This window comes from Chitinibacter sp. GC72, assembly GCF_009760905.1.
GTDB lineage: Bacteria > Pseudomonadota > Gammaproteobacteria > Burkholderiales > Chitinibacteraceae > Chitinibacter.
Genome location: NZ_VIRW01000004.1, coordinates 55,416 through 76,754 on the forward strand (window position 1 = coordinate 55,416; position 21,339 = coordinate 76,754).

Sequence of the window (21,339 nt, forward strand, 5' to 3'; positions counted from 1 at the left end):
GAGAAATCATGTTTAAAAAATTGTTTGCTTCCATTGGCGTCGGCGGCGCGACGGTGAATACAGTGCTGGACAATGCCAGCGTTTACCCCGGCGGCACTTTAAGCGGCCATGTGGAAGTTCAGGGCGGCAGCGTAGAGCAGCGAATCGAACACATCCGGCTGGTGCTGATGGCCGAGGCTGAGCGCGATACCGAGCATGGCGAGGCGCGGGTGGCGCAGCCGATTGGCCAGTTTCAGGCCTCTGGCGCGCTGGTGGTCAAAGCCGGTGAAACCCTGCGCCTGCCGTTTTCTCTCTCGCTGCCGCTGGAGACGCCGGTGAACAATGGCATTGCGCTCTCAACCCCGGGGTATCCGTATCAACCCCAGGTGCGTGCTGCGGTGTGGGTGCATACCGACCTGGCGATTGCCTCGGCTGTCGATGCGCAGGATCGTGATTATCTGGATGTTCATCCGCTGCCGCAAATGCAGCGCCTGATCGCGGCGATGGGTGTGCTGGGCTATGCGCACACCAGCTGCGATGTCGAGCTGGGCTCGGTGCGGGTTAATGATGTTTACAGCAGTCTGGGTTGCTATCAGGAGTTTGAATTCCGCCCAGCACAAGGCTTTTTTGGCCGGGTGCAGGAAGTGGAAATCAGCTGCATTCCACGCAGCGAAGGCGTGCATGTGCTGATTGAAGTCGATCGCCGCTTTAGTGGCGATAGCTACCGCGCCCTGCTGATGGGGCACGACTGGCAAAGCGTTGATTGGGAAAGCCGCCTGCGCAGTATTATTGGCTAATTGCCCAGCTGCGCCAGAAAATACGCCGCCACTTTCCGGTTCACCGTGGCGGTTTCGCGGCGGTCAAAACGCGGCGGGTCGGCGATCAGCTTGATCAGCAGCGGGTCACGGTAGGCGCGGATGGGCGAGAGCATCGCACCGTGCCCGCCGTACTGAAAATCATGCAGCAGGCTGCAGCGGCGGCAGGCCTGCAAAATCGGGTCGCTGTGAAACTCCGGGTGCAGCCATTGATCCTGCCGCGAAGTAATCAGCGTAAATGGTACTTTGGCGGGAGCCAGGCTTTGCGGGAGGATATTGCTGGCATACGGCACGGCGGCCACAATGGCCGCAATCCGTGGCTCGTGATAGCTGTATTCGCGGCGCTCGCTAAACCGCCAGCGCAGCACCTGCAGCACGATGGCGGTTTTAACCTCATCCAGCCAGTTGCCCCGCTGGGCAAACACCAGCCCGGCGCAGGCATTGAAATCCTGCCGGATATGCTGCTCGCAATGGCTGACTAGCCGTGCAGGCGACCAGCGAGCGCCCGCTAGTGTCAGCGCCGTGTGCCCACCGGCTGATAAACCATACATTCCAACACGATCAAGGCGCAAATGCGGTGAAAAGCGCCGATCTTCGGCCATTGCATCAATGGCTGCCGAGATTTCAGCCGGGCGGGTTTTCCAGCTTTCCGGGCCTGCCGCGCTGTTGTCGCCACGATGGTCGCCCTTGTGCTGCGGCAGCGCAACGACAAATCCGGCCTCAACCAGCGTGCGCGCCAGATCCGCGTAGGACGACGCCGCGCTGCCCGAGCCATGCGAAATCACGATCAGGCGGCCATTGCCCGGCTGGGGCGGCGCATTGGGCAAGGCAGCAAAGCTGACCTCGTCCTGCGTCAATGGCACATTCTGCCCCAGCGCCGGATAAAACACGGTGATTTCGGGGCGGCCCGCCTGCGCCGGGATTTTGCTCATCCCGGTGGCAGCCAAGCAGGGCGGGATGAGCGCGGCAAAAAGGCAAAGCGCACGGATTATGGCGGCGAGCGGCATAGGGTTTATACGGAATCAAACAGATTAGGAGCTTAGTCGGCATTGCCGGTGGTGGCAATCGGGCTTTATGACGCCCGGCGGGCGCGGTGTGGCCGAAATATTGTGCGGCTGCAGCAAAATCGTGACCTTGTTTCAAGGCAGCGCCATAATGGTTTACAAAGGCAAAAGGTTTACGCTGCCGCTTTGTGCCTGGCGTGAGCGCTTTTGCATATCACCGATCGCTGTATCATCTGGAGTTTGCCATGTCCGCTAGCCTCGCCATCGCTCGACCCAAGATTGCACCTTTTTACCCGCCTCGCCGCACGTTGATGGGCCCGGGGCCGTCCGATGTGTATCCCAGTGTGCTCGCCGCCGGGGCCAAACCAACGCTAGGGCATCTGGACCCGCTGTTTGTCGGCATGATGGACGAAGTTAAAACGCTGCTGCAATACGCCTTCCAAACCCGCAACGAGATGACGCTGGCCGTCTCGGCACCCGGCTCGGCCGGGATGGAGGCGTGTTTTGTTAATCTGGTCGAGCCTGGCGAGAAAGTCATCGTCTGCCGCAACGGCGTGTTTGGCGAGCGGATGCGGCAAAACGTCGAGCGCATCGGCGCAGTGGCCGTGCTGGTTGACAATGAATGGGGCAAGTGCGTTGACGTATCGGCTGTGGAAGCGGCGCTTAAAGCCAATCCGGACGCGAAATTTCTGGCCTTTGTCCACGCCGAAACCTCTACCGGCGCTCGTTCGGACGCGCAGGCTTTGTGCGCGCTGGCCAAAAGATCAGGCTGCTTGACCATTGTTGATGCAGTGACTTCGCTGGGCGGCATTGAGCTGCGCGTTGATGACTGGGGTATCGACGCCATTTATTCGGGCAGCCAGAAATGCCTGTCGTGCGTACCGGGCTTGTCGCCGCTATCGTTTTCCCCGGCGGCAGTAGCAAAGCTCAAGGCACGGACTACGCCGGTGCAAAGCTGGTTTCTTGATCAGACCTTGGTGATGGGCTACTGGAGCAATGCAACGGGGGCAAAACGCAGCTACCACCACACTGCGCCGGTGAATGCGCTGTATGCGCTGCATGAATCATTGCGCTTGCTGGCCGATGAAGGGCTGGAAAACGCCTGGGCGCGCCACGCCGCCATGCATGAATTGTTGCGTGATGGCCTAGAAAAGCTCGGCATTCAATTTGTTGTGGATGCCGAATATCGGCTGCCGCAGCTCAATGCCGTGCATATTCCGGCGGGCGTGGATGATGCGGCGGTGCGTGCGCAATTGCTCAATGATTACAATCTGGAAATCGGTGCCGGGCTGGGCGCGCTGGCGGGCAAGGCCTGGCGCATCGGGCTGATGGGCTACGGCGCACGGCGTGAGAATGTGGCATTGCTAATGAATGCGCTGACGAATGTGCTGAAGGCTTGATGGATGTATTGCCCGCTAGAGCTTGTTCGAATTAGCTTAGCGGGCAATACCTGTGGAGGTATAAAGTGAAATTTGGCTATACGATTATTTATGTGCCCGACGTTGCGGCATCGCTCGAATTTTTCTCGCGCGCTTTCGGTTTTTCCCTGCGCTTTTTGCATGAATCCGGCCAGTACGGAGAGCTGGCCACCGGCGAGACCACGCTGGCCTTCGCCCAGCAGGAGCTGGCTGGCAGCCATTTTGCGGGCGGTGTGCTCACCGCTCACGCGTCCGCTCAGCCATTGGGCGTAGAGATTGCACTGGTCACCACCGACATCGACGCGGCGCATCAGCTCGCGCTCGAGTACGGTGCCAGCGAGCTGGCCGCACCCGGCCAGAAACCCTGGGGGCAAACGGTATCGTATCTGCGTTGCCCCGATGGCACGCTGGTGGAGCTGTGCACGCCAATGGTCTAGCGCCACAGCCCCCACGATCAGGTATTGAATTGCTGCAGCTGACGCTGCAGATCGCTGGAGGCGTCGCCAATCTGGCGAGCGATGGCGTGAATCTGCTGTGAATGCTGCGCGGTGCTGTGCAGCTGCTGATTGGCTTGCGCTGCTTCGGTGACGATATGGTGTACGGCTTGTTCGATCTGCTCGGCCTCGCTCACTGCCTCGCCCGCTTCGCTGGCGGTCTGGTGCATCATGGTGACCAGCTCGTGAATCTGGCTCACGGCCTGATCGGCGGTGGTGACCAGCTGGCTGGCGCGCTCGGACATGCCGCTCATATCGCGGGCGGTGACGCTGATGCCGTCAACCACGCGGGCAATCGCCGTGCGTGAATCCTGCAGCGAGAGCTGCGTTTGCCCGGCCAGCTTGCGCACTTCATCGGCCACCACGGCAAAGCCGCGCCCGGCTTCACCTGCCCTCGCCGCTTCGATGGCCGCGTTCAGCGCCAGCAAATTGATCTGATCCGAAATCGCGCCAATTGCGTCGAGCACGCGGGTAATCTGCCCGGTGGCTTGCGCCAGCTGGTCCAGCTCTTGTGCCAGATTTTGCGTTGCGCCGGCATTGTGGTTAACCGCGTCATACATATTGCCAAAGCTGGTGCCCGCGCTTTGCAGGCGGGTGCCGGCCTGAATCACGCGGTCGCGCGTTGCGCCGGCCAGAGTGGCCGAATGTTGCGCGCTGCGGCTAATGGCCTGTACATCCTGATTAAGCGCTTCAATATGCTGGGTGCTGTGTTGCAGATTGCGGCTCATGTTTTCGGTGAGGCCGTGAAACTGGCTGGCAGCGACCACATTGCTGGTGGCGCTGCTGCCCGCTTTGGCCAGCGTGTCACGCAGCAATTGCAGCAGCTGATTGAGCTGATTCATCATGGCTGCAATTTCATCTGCGCCCTCTTCCTGCAGCGACTGGCGCAAATCGCGTTGCGTAGCCATCTGCGCAATGCGCTGCGCCGAGCTTTGCAGACGGCGCGCCATTTGCCGGGCGGCAAACCAGGCCAGCACGCTGCCCAGTGCCAAGCACAGCAAGGCCAGCTCGACGATGTGGATCAGCTCGTCGCGTTGCGCTTGTGCGACCTGCGCAGTGGTGACGTCAGCACCGATCAGGTATTGCTGATTGCCTTGCGTCACAGGCATAAAGACCGAGCGGAATTCGCCGTATTTGTCGCGATATTCGGCAAACTGCGTCTGCTTGCCTTGCCAGGCGGTTAAAATCGCCGGGTCGGCATCGCTGTAGTGCTCGAAATATTTGGCGTAGCTGCCAGCGGCCACTTCGACTTCGGGCGCGCCATCGCCCAGGTAATACACTTTGCCGTCGCGTACGGTCAGCACATAGCAGTAAGCCAGACCCACGCGGCGCGAGTATTCGCCCAGCCGCAGCACCAGTGCACGGTATTCTTTCTCGTCAATGCTGCCAGCCTGGCTGGCACGGCTGATGTAGTCGGTGCTGAGCATATACGGCACCGAATTGGCCGCGGCCACCAGCCGGGCGTCCATGCTGTGCCGCACATCGGCGATTTTGCCGTAGTAACTGCTGGCACTGAATACCAGAATGGCCAGCAGCTGAACCGCCAGTAGCCAGAGCAGAATGCGGGTAAACAGGGATAATCGGTGAAAAAGGCGCATTGACAGCTCCGTAATTTGTCTTTCTTGATGTTGAATCAAGGGTATCAAGTACGGAAAGTATATGCAATCGGGATGCCGTCATGCTCGGCCACACCGTTGTTTGTGGGTCGATGTGTAGCTTGTCTACAGCCATCTCAAGCCGGACAGGATAGATACTGTTGCCGGTATATGCTGAGGTGTCTTGTGATGGTTGATCTGCAGCAATATACCCTTTAGTGATTTGTGCCGCCAATACCAAGCCACAACAGCGGTGGCGGCCAGTAGCCACGCTGGCCAGATCGGACCAAATAGCCAAGCGATCAGACTGGCCAGCAGCTGAGGTGTGGTTTACTCGTCATCATCATCGTCGTCGTTTTTGCGCACCAGCAACACCGGGATGGTGGTGTGGTGCAGCAGGCTTTCGGCGACGCTGCCAAAAATCAGGTGCATAAAACCCGAGTAGCCATGCGTGCCCATCACGATCAGGTCGGCGTGGCAATCGGTGGCGGCGCTGAGCAGGGTGCGTGCCGGATCGCCGCCCCATTGCTCGATCAGCCGGGTTTCACAGGCCAGATCGCAGGCTTTTGCACGTGCGGCATAGGCTTCCAGAAACTCGCGGCTGGCGGCCGCCTGCGTTTCACGCGCTACGCCATAGCCCGGGTAATCCAGCCCCGGCAAAGCCCCGGCCGCCATCACGGCGGGCGCAATATCGAGGACATGCACCAGATACAGGCGGGCATTGCACAGCGCGGCCATTTCCAGCGCATGCTCGAACGCCGCCGCTGCCGTATCGCCCTGATCCAGTGGAACAAGTATATGTTGATACATGATGAACTCCTTGCCGGCCTGCGGCGCTGAGTTGGAGGGAATACTTCAGTCTAGTGCCCGCGCCACGCTGTTGCTGGCACGCCGGGCATGAGCGGGGTTTGAACGGTGCGTGCCGGGAATCAGGCTTGCGGATTGATAGTGAATGTCTATTGATGTGCTGAATACAATCAATTTTATCTTGTGATTGAGAATGATTATTATCAGCTCAAGCCTGTGATGATCAATGCATTCAGAGGCCAGCGTTTCCCCGCCTAATTAGCTGGCGTGAAAACTCGAAACGACAGCCACTCTAGGAGCTCATCATGACTAAAACAATTACTTTTGCGGTGGTGCATTTCACCGTGGCCTTTACCGTTGCCTATGTGTTGACCGGCAGTTTTGGCATTGCCAGCGCCTTGGCGCTGATCGAACCCATGGTCAACACCGTGGCGTATTTTTTCCATGAAAAAGTGTGGGACGCCTATCGTGGTGCACAGGCTGCGCAGCAGAGCGATGCCACCCACGAAACTGGCATGCTGGCTTGAGATAAATACGCGTCCATCAAGAGGTGATTGATATGCAGATCATCACAGAGCTAGGGTATATGCCTGTACGCTTTTTTCAGCAATTGCTGCATGCCTATACCCTTGGGCAGTAATCATCAGGTTTTGCGTGCTGTGGCAGGCATGGCAGTGCGCTCGGCGGCGCTGCGCAGGCGCTCGCAGGCTCTTTCGCACAGGGCGCGGGTTTCGTATTCCATTGCCTCGTCTTCGGCCAGATGGGCCAGCAGGTTTGCGGCCTGTTGCGCCGCGTGATTACAGCCAGTTTCGGTGTGGATCAGCACCAAGCTGAGGGCACCAGCCCAAAGGGGTGAATGCGTCATGGCTTGCTTTCCTGTCAGTGTTGGGAGGCTTCAGCCCGCAGGCCTGCCGATTGAACGATGATGGACTCAATCTAGCTGCTTTCGAATATAAATGCAATTGCAAATCGTTATCATTTGTTCGGCGCTTGATGCAGCGCAAAGGCCGCCCGGCTGACCGCTCAGGCGTGCAAATTTTCCCATCTGCGCGCGGGGCGCGTACCATAGCGGGCAAATTTGATCGAAAGACAGGACAGCGGCATGAGCGGTAAATTAACCAAAGACGAAATGGACGCATTAAAAGAAGTGGCACGCGGCCTAAAAACCACGCGGCTAAGCCACAAGGTGTTTAAAAACGTGAAAGCGCTAACTAGCCAGAAGCTGGCGGCCTACGAGCGCAAAACCGGTATTTTGCAAATTACCGATCTGGGCAAGCAGACCATTTTCATGACGCTGTGCATTGATTGCTTGCGCCAGCTGAAAGCCGACCCCTGCGTTAAAGTGAATGGCGAGGCGCTGGCTTTTTTGCTGCGCAAAGGCCATCTGGAAACACGCGAAGGGGAAGTCGGGTACTTTATCACCGCCAAGGGTGAGGAATCACTGGCGGATATTGACGCCCAGCGGTAAATCTTGCGGGCTGCGCGATTGCCAGTCCAGACGGCAGGCTTGCTCGAATTCGGCCATCAGCATGGGCTTGCCAAACAGATAGCCCTGAAAACGGTAGCAGTGGTTTTCCAGCAAAAACTGCTGCTGCGCCTCGGTTTCAACGCCTTCGGCGATAACGTCCAGATTCAGGCTGTGGCCCAGTGCGACAATCGCTTTAACAATCGCGGCGTCGCTGGGATTCACCGTCATATCGCACACAAATGACTGGTCAATCTTGAGCTGGTCAAACGGCATGTTTTTCAGGTAGGACAGCGAAGAAAAACCGGTGCCAAAGTCGTCCAGCGCAAAGCTCACCCCATAGTTGCGCAGCATTTGCATATTGCTAGTCACTTGCTCGACATCGGAGGCCAGAATGCTTTCGGTAAGCTCCAGCTTCAGACGGCGAGGATTGGCACCGCTTTTTTCCAGCACGCTGACGACGCGCTCGACATAATCGGGCAAGACAAACTCTTGTGCCGAGACATTCACCGCCAGCACCAGATGCGCCGTCTCCGGCTCGCTGGCCCAGCGCCTGAGCTGTTTGCACGCTTCTTCCAGCGCCCAGTGCCCGATCACGATAATCAGCCCGGTTTCTTCGGCCAATGGAATAAAGCGCGCCGGAGAAATCATGCCCAGCTGCGGTTGCTGCCAGCGTGCCAGCAGCTCGGCTCCCAGGATATGGCCGTTCTGGTCGATTTGTGGCTGATACAGCAGGTACATTTCGCCCGGCATGGCCTGGCGTAGCAGGCGCTCCATCAGCACGCGCTCGTCCAGGCTGGCCTGCATGGCTTCGTCAAAAAACACAATTTTGCTGTGATGCGAATTTTTGGCGTCAAACATTGCCACTTCGGCCTGCTTGAATACCTCGTTGGCGGTGATGCTGCGCTCGCCAAACAGGCTGATGCCCACCGAGGCGTGGCAGTGATAAAGCTTGCCGCCCAGATCAACAAGCTGCTTGATTCGTGTGAGGGCCTGTTGCGCCCAGTCGGCGGCCAGCTGGCGTGCCTGCTCTTTGTGCGGCGCTGAAAACAGCGCGACAAACTCGTCGCTACCCAGCCGCGCCAGCATATCGCAGGGCACGGCAATGCCCTGCATCCGGCGGGTAATTTCAATCAGCAGCTGATCACCCGCTTCATCGCCTAGGGTGTCGTTCAGATGGCTGAAATGGTCCAGATCAATCAGCACAATGGCACCGAACTGTGCGTGCTGCGCCTGTTTTTGCAGGGCGGTGTTTAAATATTCGCGCGCCCGCCGCCGGTTCGCCAGCCCGGTGAGCAGGTCAAAATACGCCAGCTGGTGCATCACCTGCCCCATCATTCCCACTTCATCGCGCTGGTTTTGTTCCGGTTTGGCGGGTGTTTCGCTGCCAGAGACCGGGTACATTCTGGCCAGCTCGGCCAGCGCCACAATCGGGCGTACCACCCGTCCGGCAATGCTCCAGGATACCAGCGCAAAGATCGCCGCTCCGGTAATCACCAGCAGCAGCATCAGATTGCGCGTGTATTTGATCGGTGCCAGAACATGCTGTGCCTGCTCGCGCACCACCACAGTCCAGCGGACTTGCTCGATCGAGTGCTGAAAATGCAGCGTGGTTTGTGCTGACAGATAGCGTTCCGGATCCTGTTGCGCCGCCATTTGCGCCAGATTGTGCGAAGGCTCGGCCAGCGGCTTCATAATCCAGTTGCCTTTCTGGTCAGCCAGCAGAACTTCGATCTCCTCGGTTTCGTTGACGCTGTGGACAATGGATTTGGCCCAGTCCCAGTACAGATGCGCGCCCAGCACGCCGGTGAGTTGATTGCTGGCGTTGCGTATGGGCACTGCGACATCAATAAAGCGCAAAGGCTCGCCATCCGCTCTGGCCGGAAAATGCTTGGCGAGCAGCACGGCTTCATGCGGCTCGCCAAAAAATGGCCCGCGCAAACCGGCCTGAAACCAGTAGCGCTGCGCCACGTTTCTGTTTTCCAGCAGGCCACGGCTTGATACTTGCACCAGCCCGTCGGCATCGACCAGCCCGATCCAGGCGTAATCGGCCTGCCGCTGCTGTAGCTGGTCAAACAGCCGGCGGATACTGGCGGGCTCTGGCTGCGGTGACAGGGAAATTACATCGGCCAGCTGCTGAATCTGCAGCTGGCGATTGCCCAGATTTTCCAGCAAGGCGTCGGCTGCGCGTTGGGCGGTTAATTGCAGGCGGGTCTGGGCGGCCGAGCGCACGCTGTCTTCCCAGCGCCAGTGCATGACGGCGGTGAGGAGAATGCCCAGCACAATACCAGCCACACCCATTGCCGTAGAAACACGGCCACGCACGCTTTGCGCGGATGAAAATCTGGTATAAAAGCTGCGAATGGCATGCCACATGATTGATCGTCACCGGGATGATTCCAGTTATTACTCTTACTACCAAACTGTTGAATATACAAATCAAATTAAGTAATGAGCAGAGCTGCAGAAAGGATGCGCCTTGCCATTAACCGTTCATCAGCGGTGCAAGGTTACATCCCGCAACAACGCCGTGCTTTGATTTGTCCCTCGCCGCATATATGCTGCAGACCATTCTATTGATCAACCGTACTGTAAAGGAGAAACAAATCATGCAAAACACCACCACATTCTCCGCAGTCCGCGCCTAGCTTGATCGAGATTTCCTCGCTGTAAATCCTTCGTCTTGCCCAGGGCTGCGGCCTGCCACATCAAATATTTCAAAAATTGATATGGATTTATCATGGGCACAAACGTACAAAATCTGTCTGCGCGCGTTAATTTAATCGCGGCAGCAGACACCTGGATCGAAGGCGATGCGATTCAGCAGCTCCAAAACACCGCCAAACTCCCCGGCATGCAATACGTTTCCGGCATGCCGGATTTACACCCTGGCCGCGGCTATCCGGTTGGTGCGGCTTTTTTCTCTACTGAATACATTTACCCGGCGCTGATTGGTGGCGATATCGGCTGCGGTATGGCGCTCTGGCAAACTAATCTGGACGCCAGAAAAGTCAGCCTCAGCAAGCTGGAAAAGAAAATCGGCAATATCGATGGCCCCTTGGACGAAGAATGGCAGGCTGTGATTGCCAGCCAATTACCTGCCGAAATTGGTTTCCGGCAAGCGCTGGGTACTATTGGCGGTGGCAATCATTTTGCCGAATTGCAGTGCTTCGACGAGATTCACGATGTTGAAGCATTTGCGGCCTTGGGGCTGAACAAAGCGCAGCTGCAACTGTTGGTACACAGCGGCTCGCGTGGCTTGGGGCAGCATATTTTGCGCCAGCATATTGACCAGCACGGCCATCAGGGTTTGCTGGCCGACTCAAAGGAATGCCGGGCGTATCTGGCCGAGCATGATCAGGCGGTGCGTTTTGCCGAAGTAAACCGGCATCTGATTGCGCAGCGCATTCTGGCGAAACTGGCTTGCGATGGGTCGCAAATTCTCGATGTGAATCACAATCTGGTGCTGCCAGCACAGATGCACGGCCAGCCAGGCTGGATACATCGCAAAGGCGCAACGCCAGCCGATCAAGGCGCGGTGGTGATTCCCGGCTCGCGCGGTGATTACAGCTATCTGGTTCAACCCATGCCCAGCGACATCAGCCTGCAATCGCTCGCGCATGGCGCGGGTCGCAAGTGGATGCGCAGCGAATGCAAAGGCCGCTTGAGTGGCCGCTATACCGTCGCGCAATTGAGCCGCACCAAGCTCGGCAGCCAGGTGATTTGCGCCGATCGCGCGCTGATTTACGAGGAAGCGCCGGAGGCCTACAAACCGGCCAGCAATATCATTGCTACCTTGGTCGGCGCAGGGTTGGTCAAAGTGATTGCGCGGCTCAAACCCGTGCTCACCTACAAAACGCGTGGGGAGTGCTGCGAATGAGTTTAATGCAAATCTCCGCCGCGCAAGGGCCGCAGGAATGCCAGCTGGCGGTCGCCAAAGCGCTCGGCCGTATGATTGAAGAGGCCGCACAGCGCAAGCTGGTGCTGGATCTGCTGGAGCAAGAAGCTGGCGATAAAGCTGGTACTTTGCGCTCGGTATTGCTCAGTATTGATGGCGAAGGCGCAGATCAACTGATCCGGCAATGGGAGGGTACGATCCAGTGGATTTGCGCCAGCCCGTATCGCCCCCGGCATCTGCGCAAAAATTGGTTTATTGGTGTTTTTCGCTGCGCCACGCCTGCGAGCGATCTGGCCAATGAAATCCGTTTTGAAACGACGCGTTCATCTGGCCCCGGCGGGCAGCATGTCAATAAAACCGAATCGGCAGTGCGCGCCACGCATATCGCCAGCGGCATTACGGTGAAAGTGCAAACCGAGCGCAGCCAGCATGCCAATAAACGGCTGGCCGAGCAGCTAATCGCCCACCGTCTGGCCAGCCGCGCTGCGGATGAGTTGGGCGCACAGCGCGCAGAACGACGCTTGCAGCACTACCAGCTAGAACGCGGCAGCCCGAAACGGGTTTTCAAGGGCGAGCAATTTATTGAAAACTTAGCCTGATTGGGTATTGCCATGTAGCTCATATTGGATATGGCTTGCATGGCAATACCCTGCAGATTAAAGATTGGGAGTGAAGCAATGGCACAAAAATCAGAGCGCACCAAGGTCCTGTTTATTTGCAGCCGCAATCAGTGGCGCAGCCCGACGGCCGAGCAGCTTTGGCGCCAGCATCCGCGGCTGCAAACGCGCTCGGCGGGCACCAGCCCGAATGCGCGGCATACGGTGTCGGTCGATGATATTCGCTGGGCGGATGTGATTTGCGTGATGGAAGAAAAGCACCAATCACGGCTGCGCGCGCAATTTAGTCGCTTGCTGAGCAACAAACCCATCCATGTGCTCGATATTCCCGACGACTACCAATTTATGGCGCCAGAGCTGATCGATCTATTGGAGCAATCGGTGGCTGGCATTCTTGACCTTAACTAACAACTATCTCTACGCCGCCTTCCACCTGCGTTTGCGTGATATTAACGGGCAGAAATTGCCTGATCACGTCGATATTACTCAGCAAATGCGCTGACGCGTGCGTTGTCGTAAAGCGCCCCGACCCTGCCAGCGCAAAAGCCAGCACCAACTGATCAGCCAAAAACTCGTCCACTGCCGCGCCGCTATGCAAATAGCGCTGCACCTGATGTGCGACTTGCTTGCCGACCGCTTCGGCGCTGACGCCTTTTTCGCCAAAGCTGGTGAACATTTCGGTGATATTTTCATGCTCAATTTCAATCAGCACCGCATTGCCGGGGCCTTGATCGTTGCTGAGCCCGCGTACCGCAGTGCTGACGCCAGCAATTTTTTGCTCGATTTCGGCCAGCTCACGCTGCGCGACTTTGGCCGGCACACCCGCAATCAGCGCCGTGGCGCTAATACTGCGCAAAGCACCGCGCTGGCACAGATCGAAACCCTGCAATGATGGGCACGGCGACACTGTCGCGCAAATTTCGCCACCGCCCGCCGGATAAAAACCGTGCCGCTTTAGTGTGATTTCTTGCTGCACGCCCATGCGCGCCATCAGCGGCTGCCAAACGCGAATTAGAAAATCGGCCGGCGGCGCGGCTTTATTGTGCGTACCACCCTTCACCGACACAGAGCTGGGCGCATCGGCAAACCACAGCGCAGGTAATATCGTTTGCAGCACCAGCGTACAGCTACCGGCGGTGCCAATCGCAAAATGGTAATCGCCAGCGCGAATCGCGCCGGGCTTGAAACTGAGCGACGTTGAGCCGATCTGAGCGCCGGTCATCTGCGCCCCGCAAATCGCCGCCGCAGCTTCAACCGCTGTTAAATGCTGGCGTAGCAAGCCGGGTTTGGGGCGCTTGGCGCGGATATTTTTAATCTGGAATGCCTGACCCGTGATCATTGCCAGCGTCAGCGCACTACGCAAAATCTGGCCACCGCCTTCGCCGCTAGCGCCGTCGATTTCAATGAGTTGTTTGTTCATTATTATTTTCACTTCATATTAAAACCGCAGTGCTGCCGTGCCATTGATGAAGACGTACAGCCGCTGCGATTTTCTAATTGCTGTGTTGCAGCACCGCTTGGCGCAATAGCTGATCCAGCAAAGCCTGCTGGCCATTGGGCTTGCGAAAGTCGGTACTCGTCTTATGCTGCTCCGCCAGTTGGTGCTCGATAAACGCATGAATCAATGGAAAGCGCGCGCCATATTCAGCCTCGCCTGAGCGCATTTTGATCGCCAGTAATTCATTGACTTCACGTACCAACTCAGGCTGATCTTTGAGCATGACTTCGGCCAAAGCGGCAAACTTCATCGGTGGCATGCCCAGGCCTGCGTCTATCCACTGCATGGCCAGCAAGGGGCGTAACACGTACAGGTACTTCTTCATCCGCACGGACTCGCTTTGCAGATAGCCACGGAAATTCTTTTTGGCCATCGACACATAATGCCAGTGTGCTTTTTGTTCGGAAAAATAGTCGCTCATCAAACCACGCAATGGCTCGGTGAGCGTCGCCTGTTCCTGATAAATGACTGGCGAATCCAGCCATTCAAACAAGGTCGGATTGGATTTGCCCAGCAAGGCCAGCGCTTTGCGCAATTCCCAACCGCAAATATCGAGCTCATCGCTGATCGGCACTTCGATCACATCGCGCTGCGGGGTGACGCTGAGATACCAATCAAGGCGATGAACATAGACAAAACGCACGTCGTAATCGCTATCGGGCGAAGCAAAGCCCCAGCCACGGCTGCCCGATTCGCAAGCGAACAGAATCGTGACATTGTGACGCGCTTCAATGGCTGCGAGTTCGAGCTGGATGCGCTCTGCGATTGCCGGATCGATTGGATGTTCACTCAGTATTTTCATTTTCTATCCTTTCACACACACCACCTGACGCAGCGTATGCACGACTTCGACCAGATCGGATTGCGCGGCCATCACGGCGTCGATGTCTTTGTATGCCATCGGGATTTCGTCGATCACGGCTGCGTCTTTACGGCATTCGACGTGCGCGGTGGCTTTGATCTGGTCTTCCACGGTAAACAGTTTCTGCGCCTTGGTTCGGCTCATCGTGCGACCGGCGCCGTGGCTGCAGGAACAGAATGATTCTTCATTTCCTAGCCCGCGCACGATAAAGCTTTTCGCTCCCATCGAACCCGGAATAATCCCCAGCTGGCCTTTCTGTGCCGACACCGCGCCTTTACGCGTTACCAGTACTTCGCTACCAAAGTGCGTTTCTTTCTGTACATAGTTATGGTGGCAGTTCACCGCTTCCACATCGGCAGCAAACGGTTTGGTGATGATTTTGCGCGCGGCTGCGATGACGTTTTGCATCATCACCATACGGTTACGGCGCGCAAAATCTTGCGCCCAACCCACGGCTTCGACGTAATCGTCAAAATGCTGGCTACCTTCGGTGAAGTAAGCCAAGTCGCGATGCGGCAAATTGGCAATGTGCGAGCGCATATCGGCCTGCGCCAATTCGATAAAGTGCGTTCCAATCGCGTTCCCTACCCCGCGTGAACCGGAATGCAACATAAACCAGACGCGGTTTTCTTCATCGAGACACACTTCGATAAAGTGGTTTCCCGTTCCCAAAGTCCCCAAGTGCTTATGGTTATTGGTGTTTTTCAAGCGCGGGTATTTATCGGTAATGCGCTTGAAGCCTTCATGCAACTCACCCCACATCGTGTCGACCGACGCGGGTGGCGTATCCCACGAACCTTTATCGCGGCCCGCGCGGCTATTGGTGCGACCATGCGGTACAGCGGCTTCAATCGCGCTACGCAATCCGGCCAGATTGTCGGGCAAATCGCTGGCAGTCAGCGTGGTACGCGCCGCCATCATTCCGCAGCCGATATCAACACCAACGGCGGCAGGAATAATTGCGCCGTGCGTGGGGATCACGCTACCGATGGTGGAGCCTTTCCCCAGATGTACGTCGGGCATTACGGCCAGATGTTTAAAAATAAACGGCATTTTGGCCGTGTTGATCAACTGCTCGCGTGCTTCGTCTTCGACCGGAACGCCGCTGGTCCACAGCTTGATGGGCTTACCGTTTTGTACTTGCAAAATATCAAACTTGCTCATGCTCTTTCCTTTGTAGGGGTATATTGTTGTGGCTTATTTCGGGTAATACCTGCAGGGATATACCCCTATTTACCTAACTTGATCATGCCGTTGAGCAATTGATCAAACCCGCCAAAAACCGAGATTTTATCGATCCGTTCGGCCAGTTTTTCCAGCGTTTCCAGCTCTTTCAGCCGTAGCGCGGTTGGGTTGTCTTCCATCACTTTGGCGGTATTGAGCAGCGAGCGCGTCGCGCCGGTTTCTTCGCGGCGGCGGATTACATTGGCCTGCGCGGCTTTTTCGGCCTCGACCACTTGTGCCAGCAGCATTTTCATTTCGCCGGGCAGCACAATATCCTTCACGCCCACGCTGTGTATGCACATCCCCAATCCGGCCAGCCGGGTGCGCATATGCGCAGCGACCACGTCGTCGATCAGTTGTTTGTTTTCCAGCAATTCGTCCAGCGTGCGGGTGCCCACCGCTGCACGCAAGCCAAACTGCAATTCGCGGTACAGAAAATCCACAGGCTTGGGCAGCTGGGTAAATGCCAGCTCGATATCGGTCAACTGCCAGTTGGCCGCCAGATTGAGCCGCAAGGAAACTTTGTCCCGGGTCAGGATTTCCTGCCCGCTCACTTCGACGGTTTGCTGGCGGGTATCGACCAGCTCAACGGCCAGCTCGCGGCCAAAACGCCAGAAGCCATAACGCCCAGGCTTGAGCTGGCGCTGGAATTGGCCGTTGCTATGCAGCAGGCCGATATGGCTTTCCGGCACTTGCACCTGCAGCACGGTGTTGTTGTTGCGTATGGTTTTGGCGCGCAGCGCGGCCTGCGTCAGCGTTGCCAGCACCGCAGGCGACAATTCAAATTGCGTACGCAAGTCGATGCGCTCAAAAGTTTGCGGCGCGGCGGCTTTCCAGTACAGCTGGCGTGAGCCGGGCAGCAGGATTTCAGCCAGTACGCCATTTTCATAGCGCAGCGCCGCTTCGTGGTCGGCCAGCTCGACACGCTGGAAATGCGTCTCGACCAATGCGGCCTCATTACGGCACAGATAATCGGCCAGCGCGTGGGTAAAGGCGGCCTCGTCGAGCGAAAAGGTCAGCAAGGTATAGCGTTTGGGCCAGTTCCACAGATGAAATTCACCGGGTTCCAGCAGTTTTTGTACATCTCCGTTGCGCAGCAACAGGCCACGTTCGTTCTTTTTAACTTGAAAGCGTTGCCACATTTTTATTCTCCTTATTTAAAACCCGGCTGCAGCGCAGTGCGGATGTGCGGTTGACCAGCGCATGGGCAGGAACAAGGGGAGCAGCCCAAGATTGCGGCATTTCCTGTTGTTCCCGCTGATGCGCGGAGAACCGGACACCGGCGGCATTGCTGCGGTGGCTCAATGCGCCACACCGGGTACTGCGTGTTTCGTTCGTATGCCCTTGCAGGCGTGGAGCGGGAGTCGAACCCGCGACAATCGGTTTCATCAACCGAGGCTCTATCCAGTCTGAGCTATCCAGAGGTGGTGAACCGGGAATCGAACCCGGATAACGCAAACCATTGCCATCACCGTTATGCAGGAGATCATCGGGCGGTATACCCACTGGCAAAACGCCAGCAGTACCGGAGCGGGGTGAGAGCCGCTACCTGTTGCCGGTCAGAGCCGATCTGCATGGCTAATTAATAGCAACGGCTGTGCCAGTTTGGATTTTTGGATTTTTAATTTATTCAATGCACTGATTTTTAATGAAAATATCCGTTTTGATCTAGCATTGGCCTCATATTTCCATCTGGATTGATCGGAGAATGACGATATAATCAGATCGTCATTTATCTAAAAAGATAAAAATATGAAGCGCACAGTGGTGTTTGGCTTTGTTGGCACGGTGTTGGATTTTGCCGGGCGGGGTAGTCAGCGTTGGGAAAAGTGGCGGCCAACAATCGGTTTGTGCCAGCACGATGATGTGCTGATCAGCCGGATCGAGCTGCTGCACGATAGCCGCAGCAAAAGCCTGTTCGAGCGCCTGAAGCAGGATATTGCGCAGGTGTCGCCCGAAACCGAGGTGGTGAGTGTTGAGGTGAATCTGAGCGATCCGTGGGATTTCGAGGAGGTGTATGCCTGCCTGCACGATTTTGGGCGCAGTTATGAGTTTGATGTTGAAGCCGAGGATTATCTGATCCACATCACCACCGGCACGCACGTGGCGCAGATTTGCTGGTTCCTGCTGGCCGAGGCCTGCTACTTCCCCGCGCGGCTGGTGCAAACTTCGCCGCCGCGCAAGCGCGAAACCGATGGCGTAGCGGGCAAATACACGCTGATTGATCTGGATTTATCGCGCTACAACAAAATTGCCAGCCGCTTTGCCCAAGTGCGCGACGAAGCGGTGTCGTTTTTAAAATCAGGCATTGCCACGCGTAACCCGCGCTTTAACCGGATGATCGAGCAGATCGAGCGCGTCGCGATACGCTCGAAAGCGCCGATTTTGCTGTGCGGGCCAACGGGCGCAGGCAAATCGTTTCTGGCGCGGCGAATTTATGAAATGAAGGTGGCGCGCCATCAAATCAGCGGGCGCTTTGTCGAAGTCAATTGCGCCACGCTACGCGGCGATAGCGCGATGTCGACTTTGTTCGGGCATGTGAAAGGCGCATTTACCGGCGCACAAACCGAGCGCGCAGGCTTGCTGCGCAGTGCTGACGGCGGGCTGCTGTTTCTGGATGAAATCGGCGAGCTGGGTCTGGACGAGCAGGCCATGCTGCTCAAAGCTATCGAGGAAAAGCGCTTTTTCCCTTTTGGTAGTGATAAGGAAGTCACCAGTGATTTTCAGCTGATTGCCGGGACGGTGCGCGATTTAAAACAGTGGGTGGCTGAGGGTAAATTTCGCGAGGATTTGTATGCGCGGATTAATTTGTGGCTGTACGAGCTACCCGGTCTGGCAGAGCGCAGCGAAGATCTGGAGCCCAATCTGGATTTTGAATTGCTCCGCTTTGCCAAAGAGCAGGGCGAGCAAGTGCGGTTTAATTCAGAAGCTAAGCAGCGGTTCTTGAAATTTGCTGCTTCAGCGGAAGCTAAATGGTCGGGCAATTTTCGCGAACTGTCGGCCGCGGTGACGCGGATGGCGACGCTGGCAGAAAATGGCCGCATTACGCTGGCGCAGGCCGATGAGGAAATCGACCGGCTGCGCCTGTCCTGGCAGCTTAGCTCGCCAGGCGTGATTGATGTAGTGTTGGGTGAGCGCGCTAGCGAGCTTGATCTGTTTGACCGGCTGCAACTCGAGCGGGTGATTCAGGTGTGCCAGGCCGCCGATTCGCTCTCCGACGCCGGGCGGCGCTTGTTCAATATCTCGCGGCAGGAAAAAGCCAAAAGCAATGACGCCGACCGGCTACGCAAATATCTGGCGCGGTTTGGGCTGGATTGGGCGAGCGTGAAAGGTACGCGCTGACTGGCGCGGAAAAACAAAAAGCCCCAACCGAAGTTGAGGCTTTTTGCTTAATTCGTGTGGGTCGGGAGGGATTCGAACCCTCGACCAACGGATTAAAAGTCCGCTGCTCTACCGACTGAGCTACCGACCCAGAGGTCTTGTGTGTGCGATGGTGGGTCGGGAGGGATTCGAACCCTCGACCAACGGATTAAAAGTCCGCTGCTCTACCGACTGAGCTACCGACCCGCGTCGTCACATACAGAGATGCGCATTATAAGGTTATTTTCGCGCCTGTCAACGATTAATCTGCAGAAATTTTGCCCGGCTTTGGCATTATGCCGCGCGACTAGCCGCGCTGGCTCGCGGTAAACTACCGCCCTATTGTTGAAAAAAAGGAAAAATCATGCGGATTTTACATACGATGTTGCGCGTTGGTGATCTGGAACGCTCGATTGCGTTTTACACCGAGGTGCTGGGGATGAGCTTATTGCGGCGCAAGGATTATCTGGAGGGTCGTTTTACGCTAGCCTTTGTCGGTTATGGCGCGGAGGCGGAACAAACGGTGCTGGAGTTGACTCACAACTGGGATACGCCGGCTTACGACTTGGGCACTGGTTATGGCCATATTGCACTGGAAACCGACGATATTGTGGCAACATGCGAGGCGGTACGTGCCAAGGGTGGCAAAGTAATTCGTGAGCCGGGGCCGATGAAACATGGCACCACGGTGATTGCTTTTGTCGAAGACCCGGATGGTTACAAAATCGAGTTTATTCAACCCTAATGGGTATATATTTGTAGGCCTTTATTAATATGGCCTATGGATATATACCTGTTTATTTAATAGGTGAAATTAGATGAAGCTTAAATTAGCTTTGCTCTTGCTCAGCCTGCTGCCCGGCGTGGCAATGGCGGCTGGGCTGGATGGCAGCAGCATGTCGCTAACCTGGGTCATTCCGTTTGCCGGCCTGTTGCTGTCGATAGCGCTGTTTCCCATTTTCGCGCCCCATTTCTGGCACGAAAATTTTGGCAAGATCGCGGCATTCTGGGGCGCTTTGTTTGTGCTGCCGTTTGCGTTGTACGCGGGTGTCGGGCCAACAACAGGGGTGATTGCCCATGCGATTCTGGAAGAATACATCCCCTTTATCTTGATTCTGTTTGCACTGTACACCGTGTCGGGCGGAATTCTGGTCTGGGGTAATCTGCATGGCTCGCCCAAGCTCAATACCGGTATTTTGGCGCTGGGTACGGTGCTGGCATCTGTAATGGGAACGACTGGCGCGGCGATGCTGCTGATTCGCCCGATTTTGAAAGCCAATGATAACCGGGTGCATAACGTTCATGTGGTAGTCTTCTTTATCTTCTTAGTCGCTAACGTGGGCGGTGGTTTAACGCCACTGGGCGATCCGCCGCTGTTTCTGGGTTTTTTGAAAGGCGTGGATTTCATGTGGACGGTCGAGCATATGGCGGCTCCTGTCCTACTGATGAGTGTATTGCTGCTGGCGATGTTCTACGCGATTGATAGCTACTACTTCAACAAAGAAGGCGTTTTGCCGCGTGATAAAACACCCGATAGTGCCTTGAAAATCTATGGCAAACGCAATTTCTTCCTGCTGGGGGGCATTATCGCGCTGGTGGTGATGTCCGGCATCTGGAAGCCTGGCGTGAGCTTTGAAGTACTGGGCTCGCATCTGCAATTGCAAAACCTGGTTCGCGATTTTGGCCTGCTGCTGATTGGCCTACTCTCGCTCAAGATCACCCCGGCACCAGTACGTGCGGGCAATGATTTTAACTGGGGACCGATTCTGGAAGTGGCCAAGCTGTTTGCCGGGATCTTTATCGCCATGGCACCAGCGATTGCGATTTTGCGGGCTGGCACTGATGGTGCAATGGGCGGCCTGGTGGCTTTGGTGAGCAATCCGGATGGCACGCCGCATGATGCAATGTATTTCTGGATGACCGGTTTGCTATCGGCATTCCTTGACAATGCGCCGACCTATTTGGTGTTCTTCAATCTGGCGCACGGCGATGCCGCGCATATGATGGGCCCATATGCTTCAACGCTCTTGGCGATTTCTTGCGGTGCCGTCTTTATGGGCGCGATGAGTTATATCGGTAATGCGCCCAACTTTATGGTCAAAGCCGTGGCAGAAGATCGCGGGATCAAAATGCCGAGCTTCTTTGGCTATATGGCTTGGTCAGTTTGCCTGTTGCTGCCGGTCTGCGTGATTATGACGATGGTTTTTTTCCACTACTAAGCGTTTAAGCGGGCCAGCCCGCTCTAGTTATGCTCAGCCCAGCCCACCAGCCATGGTGGGCTTTTTTTATGCGTGGCAATACTA

The 21,339-nt window shown here is 56.5% G+C and carries 21 protein-coding genes and 2 tRNA genes; 11 read left to right on the top strand and 12 right to left on the bottom strand.

Annotated elements, in window-relative coordinates; genetic code table 11:
* Window positions 1-8 precede the first annotated feature (8 nt).
* Window positions 9-776, top strand: a complete 768-nt coding sequence (locus tag FLS37_RS05145) for a sporulation protein (protein WP_157314889.1) — start codon at window positions 9-11, stop codon at window positions 774-776.
* On the opposite strand, the gene FLS37_RS05150 is transcribed toward FLS37_RS05145, so the two are convergent.
* Window positions 773-1,726 carry a serine aminopeptidase domain-containing protein gene (locus tag FLS37_RS05150; protein WP_157314890.1) on the bottom strand — a complete coding sequence of 318 codons (954 nt, stop codon included), beginning with the start codon at window positions 1,724-1,726 and terminating at the stop codon, window positions 773-775. The two genes, FLS37_RS05145 and FLS37_RS05150, sit on opposite strands and share 4 nt — an antisense overlap.
* A gap of 317 nt (window positions 1,727-2,043) precedes the next feature.
* Here FLS37_RS05150 and FLS37_RS05155 point away from each other — a divergent pair, with 317 nt between their 5' ends.
* Window positions 2,044-3,198, top strand: coding sequence for an alanine--glyoxylate aminotransferase family protein (locus FLS37_RS05155; RefSeq protein WP_157314891.1), 1,155 nt, complete (start codon window positions 2,044-2,046; stop codon window positions 3,196-3,198).
* 65 nt (window positions 3,199-3,263) lie between these two features.
* Window positions 3,264-3,653, top strand: coding sequence for a VOC family protein (locus FLS37_RS05160; protein WP_157314892.1), 390 nt, complete (start codon window positions 3,264-3,266; stop codon window positions 3,651-3,653).
* A 17-nt stretch (window positions 3,654-3,670) separates the two neighbouring features.
* Here FLS37_RS05160 and FLS37_RS05165 read toward each other — a convergent pair whose 3' ends face one another.
* Window positions 3,671-5,308, bottom strand: coding sequence for a methyl-accepting chemotaxis protein (locus FLS37_RS05165; protein ID WP_157314893.1), 1,638 nt, complete (start codon window positions 5,306-5,308; stop codon window positions 3,671-3,673).
* 327 nt (window positions 5,309-5,635) lie between these two features.
* Window positions 5,636-6,115: a universal stress protein gene (locus tag FLS37_RS05170; RefSeq protein WP_157314894.1), complete on the bottom strand. Its 480-nt coding sequence runs from the start codon at window positions 6,113-6,115 to the stop codon at window positions 5,636-5,638.
* 302 nt (window positions 6,116-6,417) lie between these two features.
* Here FLS37_RS05170 and FLS37_RS05175 point away from each other — a divergent pair, with 302 nt between their 5' ends.
* The gene (locus FLS37_RS05175) at window positions 6,418-6,639 is read left to right on the top strand and encodes a DUF2061 domain-containing protein (RefSeq protein ID WP_157314895.1); all 222 of its coding nucleotides are present in this window, start codon (window positions 6,418-6,420) and stop codon (window positions 6,637-6,639) included.
* Between the two features lie 116 nt (window positions 6,640-6,755).
* Here FLS37_RS05175 and FLS37_RS05180 read toward each other — a convergent pair whose 3' ends face one another.
* The gene (locus FLS37_RS05180) at window positions 6,756-6,977 is read right to left on the bottom strand and encodes a hypothetical protein (RefSeq protein WP_157314896.1); all 222 of its coding nucleotides are present in this window, start codon (window positions 6,975-6,977) and stop codon (window positions 6,756-6,758) included.
* A gap of 237 nt (window positions 6,978-7,214) precedes the next feature.
* Between FLS37_RS05180 and FLS37_RS05185 the strand changes: the two genes are divergently transcribed.
* Window positions 7,215-7,580, top strand: a complete 366-nt coding sequence (locus FLS37_RS05185) for a hypothetical protein (RefSeq protein ID WP_157314897.1) — start codon at window positions 7,215-7,217, stop codon at window positions 7,578-7,580.
* On the opposite strand, the gene FLS37_RS05190 is transcribed toward FLS37_RS05185, so the two are convergent.
* On the bottom strand, window positions 7,551-9,953 hold the full coding sequence (locus FLS37_RS05190; protein WP_157314898.1) for a bifunctional diguanylate cyclase/phosphodiesterase: 2,403 nt from the start codon (window positions 9,951-9,953) through the stop codon (window positions 7,551-7,553). The genes FLS37_RS05185 and FLS37_RS05190 overlap by 30 nt on opposite strands.
* 364 nt (window positions 9,954-10,317) lie before the next feature.
* Here FLS37_RS05190 and FLS37_RS05195 point away from each other — a divergent pair, with 364 nt between their 5' ends.
* From FLS37_RS05195 to FLS37_RS05205, 3 genes are all read left to right on the top strand, one after another.
* Complete coding sequence (locus FLS37_RS05195; protein WP_157314899.1) at window positions 10,318-11,457, top strand: RNA ligase RtcB family protein; 1,140 nt, start codon at window positions 10,318-10,320, stop codon at window positions 11,455-11,457.
* Window positions 11,454-12,074, top strand: a complete 621-nt coding sequence (gene prfH / locus FLS37_RS05200; protein ID WP_157314900.1) for a peptide chain release factor H — start codon at window positions 11,454-11,456, stop codon at window positions 12,072-12,074. The genes FLS37_RS05195 and prfH overlap by 4 nt, the downstream gene beginning before the upstream one ends.
* Window positions 12,075-12,152: 78 nt before the next feature.
* A complete protein-coding gene (locus FLS37_RS05205) occupies window positions 12,153-12,500 on the top strand; it encodes a low molecular weight protein tyrosine phosphatase family protein (RefSeq protein WP_157314901.1) in 348 nt (115 codons plus the stop codon).
* Here the strand turns inward: FLS37_RS05205 and rtcA are convergent.
* The 5 genes from rtcA to FLS37_RS16740 all read right to left on the bottom strand — a co-directional run bounded on the left by rtcA (window position 12,493) and on the right by FLS37_RS16740 (window position 17,065).
* Window positions 12,493-13,512 carry an RNA 3'-terminal phosphate cyclase gene (gene rtcA / locus FLS37_RS05210; RefSeq protein ID WP_157314902.1) on the bottom strand — a complete coding sequence of 340 codons (1,020 nt, stop codon included), beginning with the start codon at window positions 13,510-13,512 and terminating at the stop codon, window positions 12,493-12,495. The genes FLS37_RS05205 and rtcA overlap by 8 nt on opposite strands.
* Before the next feature lie 73 nt (window positions 13,513-13,585).
* A complete protein-coding gene (locus tag FLS37_RS05215) occupies window positions 13,586-14,392 on the bottom strand; it encodes a nucleotidyltransferase domain-containing protein (RefSeq protein WP_157314903.1) in 807 nt (268 codons plus the stop codon).
* Between the two features lie 3 nt (window positions 14,393-14,395).
* Entirely contained in the window at window positions 14,396-15,616 is a 1,221-nt protein-coding gene (locus tag FLS37_RS05220) for an RtcB family protein (RefSeq protein WP_157314904.1), read from the bottom strand.
* Between the two features lie 65 nt (window positions 15,617-15,681).
* On the bottom strand, window positions 15,682-16,818 hold the full coding sequence (locus FLS37_RS05225; protein WP_157314905.1) for a slipin family protein: 1,137 nt from the start codon (window positions 16,816-16,818) through the stop codon (window positions 15,682-15,684).
* Window positions 16,796-17,065 (bottom strand): hypothetical protein, encoded by a 270-nt coding sequence (locus FLS37_RS16740; protein WP_198314493.1) that lies wholly within the window; start codon window positions 17,063-17,065, stop codon window positions 16,796-16,798. The genes FLS37_RS05225 and FLS37_RS16740 overlap by 23 nt, the downstream gene beginning before the upstream one ends.
* A 363-nt stretch (window positions 17,066-17,428) precedes the next feature.
* On the opposite strand from FLS37_RS16740, the gene rtcR reads away from it, so the two are divergent.
* On the top strand, window positions 17,429-19,018 hold the full coding sequence (rtcR, locus tag FLS37_RS05230; protein ID WP_157314906.1) for an RNA repair transcriptional activator RtcR: 1,590 nt from the start codon (window positions 17,429-17,431) through the stop codon (window positions 19,016-19,018).
* 57 nt (window positions 19,019-19,075) lie between these two features.
* Here rtcR and FLS37_RS05235 read toward each other — a convergent pair.
* Both FLS37_RS05235 and FLS37_RS05240 read right to left on the bottom strand, forming a co-directional pair.
* Window positions 19,076-19,148 (bottom strand) — tRNA-Lys (locus tag FLS37_RS05235).
* A 19-nt stretch (window positions 19,149-19,167) separates the two neighbouring features.
* Window positions 19,168-19,243, bottom strand: a tRNA-Lys gene (locus tag FLS37_RS05240).
* A 157-nt stretch (window positions 19,244-19,400) separates the two neighbouring features.
* Here FLS37_RS05240 and gloA point away from each other — a divergent pair.
* Entirely contained in the window at window positions 19,401-19,781 is a 381-nt protein-coding gene (gene gloA, locus FLS37_RS05245) for a lactoylglutathione lyase (protein WP_157314907.1), read from the top strand.
* A 73-nt stretch (window positions 19,782-19,854) separates the two neighbouring features.
* Window positions 19,855-21,255, top strand: coding sequence for a sodium:proton antiporter (locus FLS37_RS05250; protein ID WP_157314908.1), 1,401 nt, complete (start codon window positions 19,855-19,857; stop codon window positions 21,253-21,255).
* Window positions 21,256-21,339 lie beyond the last annotated feature (84 nt).

What these genes read in the sequence shown, in the direction of transcription:
- FLS37_RS05145 (WP_157314889.1), top strand. Translation starts at nt 9, where the DNA reads ATGTTTAAAAAATTGTTTGCTTCCATTGGCGTCGGCGGCGCGACGGTG.
- FLS37_RS05150 (WP_157314890.1), bottom strand. Translation starts at nt 1,726, where the DNA reads ATGAGCAAAATCCCGGCGCAGGCGGGCCGCCCCGAAATCACCGTGTTT.
- FLS37_RS05155 (WP_157314891.1), top strand. Translation starts at nt 2,044, where the DNA reads ATGTCCGCTAGCCTCGCCATCGCTCGACCCAAGATTGCACCTTTTTAC.
- FLS37_RS05165 (WP_157314893.1), bottom strand. Translation starts at nt 5,308, where the DNA reads ATGCGCCTTTTTCACCGATTATCCCTGTTTACCCGCATTCTGCTCTGG.
- FLS37_RS05170 (WP_157314894.1), bottom strand. Translation starts at nt 6,115, where the DNA reads ATGTATCAACATATACTTGTTCCACTGGATCAGGGCGATACGGCAGCG.
- FLS37_RS05175 (WP_157314895.1), top strand. Translation starts at nt 6,418, where the DNA reads ATGACTAAAACAATTACTTTTGCGGTGGTGCATTTCACCGTGGCCTTT.
- FLS37_RS05180 (WP_157314896.1), bottom strand. Translation starts at nt 6,977, where the DNA reads ATGACGCATTCACCCCTTTGGGCTGGTGCCCTCAGCTTGGTGCTGATC.
- FLS37_RS05185 (WP_157314897.1), top strand. Translation starts at nt 7,215, where the DNA reads ATGAGCGGTAAATTAACCAAAGACGAAATGGACGCATTAAAAGAAGTG.
- FLS37_RS05190 (WP_157314898.1), bottom strand. Translation starts at nt 9,953, where the DNA reads ATGTGGCATGCCATTCGCAGCTTTTATACCAGATTTTCATCCGCGCAA.
- FLS37_RS05195 (WP_157314899.1), top strand. Translation starts at nt 10,318, where the DNA reads ATGGGCACAAACGTACAAAATCTGTCTGCGCGCGTTAATTTAATCGCG.
- prfH (WP_157314900.1), top strand. Translation starts at nt 11,454, where the DNA reads ATGAGTTTAATGCAAATCTCCGCCGCGCAAGGGCCGCAGGAATGCCAG.
- FLS37_RS05205 (WP_157314901.1), top strand. Translation starts at nt 12,153, where the DNA reads ATGGCACAAAAATCAGAGCGCACCAAGGTCCTGTTTATTTGCAGCCGC.
- rtcA (WP_157314902.1), bottom strand. Translation starts at nt 13,512, where the DNA reads ATGAACAAACAACTCATTGAAATCGACGGCGCTAGCGGCGAAGGCGGT.
- FLS37_RS05215 (WP_157314903.1), bottom strand. Translation starts at nt 14,392, where the DNA reads ATGAAAATACTGAGTGAACATCCAATCGATCCGGCAATCGCAGAGCGC.
- FLS37_RS05220 (WP_157314904.1), bottom strand. Translation starts at nt 15,616, where the DNA reads ATGAGCAAGTTTGATATTTTGCAAGTACAAAACGGTAAGCCCATCAAG.
- FLS37_RS05225 (WP_157314905.1), bottom strand. Translation starts at nt 16,818, where the DNA reads ATGTGGCAACGCTTTCAAGTTAAAAAGAACGAACGTGGCCTGTTGCTG.
- FLS37_RS16740 (WP_198314493.1), bottom strand. Translation starts at nt 17,065, where the DNA reads ATGAAACCGATTGTCGCGGGTTCGACTCCCGCTCCACGCCTGCAAGGG.
- rtcR (WP_157314906.1), top strand. Translation starts at nt 17,429, where the DNA reads ATGAAGCGCACAGTGGTGTTTGGCTTTGTTGGCACGGTGTTGGATTTT.
- gloA (WP_157314907.1), top strand. Translation starts at nt 19,401, where the DNA reads ATGCGGATTTTACATACGATGTTGCGCGTTGGTGATCTGGAACGCTCG.
- FLS37_RS05250 (WP_157314908.1), top strand. Translation starts at nt 19,855, where the DNA reads ATGAAGCTTAAATTAGCTTTGCTCTTGCTCAGCCTGCTGCCCGGCGTG.